Here is a 3289-nt window from a genome sequence, read left to right on the forward strand (position 1 = left end):
AATGGTGCCGTCAAGGATGTGCACTATCCGCTGGGCCGCCGCCGCCACCTCGGATTCGTGCGTGATGAGCACGATGGTCCGGCCGGCCCCGTGCAGCTCGGCGAGCAGGCTGAGCACGTCCGCGGTCGAGGTGGAATCCAGGTTGCCGGTCGGCTCGTCGGCCAGGATCAGCGCTGGGTCGCCGACCAGCGCCCGCGCAATGGCCACCCGCTGCTGCTGGCCACCGGAGAGCTCGCCGGGACGGTGCGCCACCCGGTGCGCCAGGCCGACCCGCGCCAAGGCCGCCAGTGCCTGGGCGCTGCGCTCGGCGCGCCCGATACCCGCGTAGCACAACGGCAGCTCGACGTTGCGCCCCGCGGTGAGCCACGGAAGCAGCGCCGCCTCCTGGAACATCACCGCCGGGCGGGACGAGCTCGCCGCGACGGTGCCCGACGTCGGCTTGTCGAGGCCGGCCACGAGGTTGAGCAGCGTCGACTTGCCGCAGCCCGAAGCGCCGAGCAGGCAGACGAACTCCCCGGGCGCCACGGTGAGGTCGACGCCGTCGAGGGCGACGACCGCGTCGGCCCCGGACCCGAAGACCTTCGAGACTCCCGCGACCTCGACGGCGGGCGGGCCGGTCCGGGGCGCGCGGTCCCGGCGGTCGAGCGTGGCGGTCATGGAGCTGCCCTCCGGGGGGTGGTCACTTCTGGTCGAGGCCGCCGGCGTCCACGGGGGGACGCCCGGCCGCGGTCAGGGCCTGGTTGAGCGGCCCGACGTCGAACAGGCCCTTGGTGTTCGTCGCGGACGGCGCCGTCCCCGCGGTCACGGCGTCCTGCGCCAGCTGCGGGAAGAGCGGGGCCAGCGGGTCGGGGTTGAGGCTGACCGCGCTCCACGCCCGGTCCAGGACGTTCTGCGGCAGCGGCTTGCTGCCCGCGGCGCCGAGCCCGGCGTTGGCGGCGGCCTTCGCGGCGTTCGGGTCGGAGGTGCCGAGCTGCTCGGCGGCGACGAGGCCCTTGAGGAACGCCGAGACCGTGGCCGGGTGGGCCTGCACGTAGTCGGTGCGAGCGATGACGACGGTCGTCGGGAACTGGCCGTTGGGCCACAGCGTGCGCTCGTCGAGGAGCTGGGTGGCGCCGGCCTGCAGGACGAACTGCGACGCGTACGGCTCGGGCAGCCACCCGCCGTCGAGCTGGCCGGTCTTGTAGGCGTCGAGCGCGCGGGCGTTGTCGATGTTGACGACCTCGACGGCGCCCGGCCCGGTGCCGATGGGCAGGTTGTTCTGCTTGAGCCACTTCTTGAGCGCGATGTCCTGGGTGTTCGCCAGCTGCGGCGTCGCGATCTTCTTGCCCAGGAGCTGCTGCGGGTTCGTGATGCCGGGCCGGACGACGAGCTGGGCGCCGCCCGAGGTGGCGCCGGAGATGACCCGGATGCCCTCGGGGTTCTGCTTGTAGGCGTTGATCGCCGGGCCGGAGCCGATGAAGCCGATGTCGATCGAGTTCCCGAGCAGCGCGGCGGTCTCCGCGGGGCCTGCGTTGAAGGTCTGCGTCGAGAGCTTGGTCTGGCCGAGGTTCTGGGCGAACAGCCCGTTCTGCACCCCGATCAGCGCGCCGGCGTGGGTGATGTTCGGGAAGTAGCCGAGGCGCAGCTCAGGAGCGGGGCCCTGGTCGGCGGCGGGCGCCGAGGGTGCTTCCTGGGCGCGGGTGCAGCCGGCGAGGGCGAGGACGGCGAGCGCGACGACGGCGAGCGCGCGCCATGGACGGGAGCGGGTCACGGGTGAGGTTCTCCTGGGGCGGCCCCGCAGCACGGCGGGGTCGGGACGGGGACGGGGCGTGTCCCGGCACGCGGCGGCGCGGGCGTCGTCGGGAAGACGACGCCGGGCTCACCGGGCGGGCGTCAGGAGAGTCGACAGGCGCAGCTGAACACGCGGCCGAAGTCGACGTGGCGACGGGCCACGAGTCGGACTCCGGAGGCGGTCACGAGCACTGAGCCTGCCATGGCGGCCCCGGGAGTGCCACGTTCGTGATCCGGACGACGCAATGGGACCCGCGGGCGCTCCTCGGCGGCGGGCGTTGGTCGGGGTGGCTCCGGTGGTCTGGTGATCGCGACCTCGGTGGCGATCCGCCCACGTGGCGCCGGGGAGCGCAGCCGAAGTACGGATCATGAGCTGCGCCGACGTGCGGCGAGGGCGTCCCGGACGTGGGCCAGGAACTGCTCGGGGCTCTCGGTGAGCTCGTACCAGTTGGTCCGGATCACCACCCAGCCCTGCAGCACCAGTGCGTTCTGCCGGTCGGTGTCGCGCAGGAACGCCCGAAGGTCGCGGTGGTAGGCCCAGCCGTCGATCTCCACGAGCACCTTGAGCTCGTCGAACGCCAGGTCGAGCAGCGCCCGCCCGTAGCCCGGCAACCACATCTCCCGGTCGGCACACCACCCGGTGATCCCGTCCGCTTTCAGGGCCCGATGGGCGAGTCGTTCGGCCTGCGAGCGTGCCCCGCCGCTCGCGAGGCGCAACAGCGTCGCGCACCGCGTGGCCCCGTGGCGTCCGGTCGACCGGCGGTGCGCGCGCAGCAGGGCCTCGAGCTCCACCGTCCCCCGCTGGAGGACGTGGTCCAGCAGCCGTGCCCCGGCGTCGGGGGCGAGGGTCGCCACCGCGGCGAGAACGGCCGGGGCCTTCTTGGTCACCGCGACGCCGTCCACGACGACGCGGTCCTCGGCCGGGACCGCGCGGCGCACCAGCCGCACGCCAGGCCGGGGCCGAGGTTGGCACCGGTGGGCCACCGCGATCTCGACCTCGGCCGGCGCCGTGTCGATCAGGCGCCACCAGTACAGCGCGGATCTCCCGATCAGCGTCGCTCCCGGGCCGACGGAGAGCATCGCTACGCGGATCCGGGCACGGGGCGTATCGGGGTGATCCGCGGCGCGCAGCACCCGGTACATCACCCGCAGCCACTCACCCCGCTCGACCTTCCCGTCGATGGCGGCGGCGGTGTAGCCGATCTCCGTCGCCTGCTCGACGCTCAGGGCCCCGTCCTGGTCACGCAGCAACGCCCGGAGACGCGCAGCGCGTTCGTCCTTGCTCACCCGGCTTGGACGACGTCGCGGGCCGATCGGCTCCCTCCCGACGCCTGATCACGTCTTCGGCGGCACGGCCCCGCGCCAGGAGGCCATCTCGCCACCGAGATCGTGATCATGGTCAGGCGGGACGCGTTCACCCCGAACCCGTGTCGTGGACCGGTCCGGGGCGAACGATGGTCGACGATTCGCCCATGGGGTCGTCGCGCCGGTCGGTGCTGCTCGGCGCGGCGGGCGCCGC

3 protein-coding genes are annotated in these 3289 nt (G+C 73.7%); all 3 read right to left on the reverse strand.

Annotated elements, in window-relative coordinates:
• On the reverse strand, positions 1-657 hold a 657-nt coding region (locus tag AC0CYZ_RS19585; RefSeq protein ID WP_472218355.1), incomplete at its 3' end, for an ABC transporter ATP-binding protein.
• A 22-nt stretch (positions 658-679) separates the two neighbouring features.
• On the reverse strand, positions 680-1750 hold the full coding sequence (locus AC0CYZ_RS19590) for an ABC transporter substrate-binding protein (protein ID WP_472218357.1): 1071 nt from the start codon (positions 1748-1750) through the stop codon (positions 680-682).
• A gap of 386 nt (positions 1751-2136) precedes the next feature.
• Positions 2137-3057: an endonuclease domain-containing protein gene (locus tag AC0CYZ_RS19595; RefSeq protein ID WP_472218359.1), complete on the reverse strand. Its 921-nt coding sequence runs from the start codon at positions 3055-3057 to the stop codon at positions 2137-2139.
• Positions 3058-3289 lie beyond the last annotated feature (232 nt).

The organism is Actinomycetospora sp. (assembly GCF_055612215.1).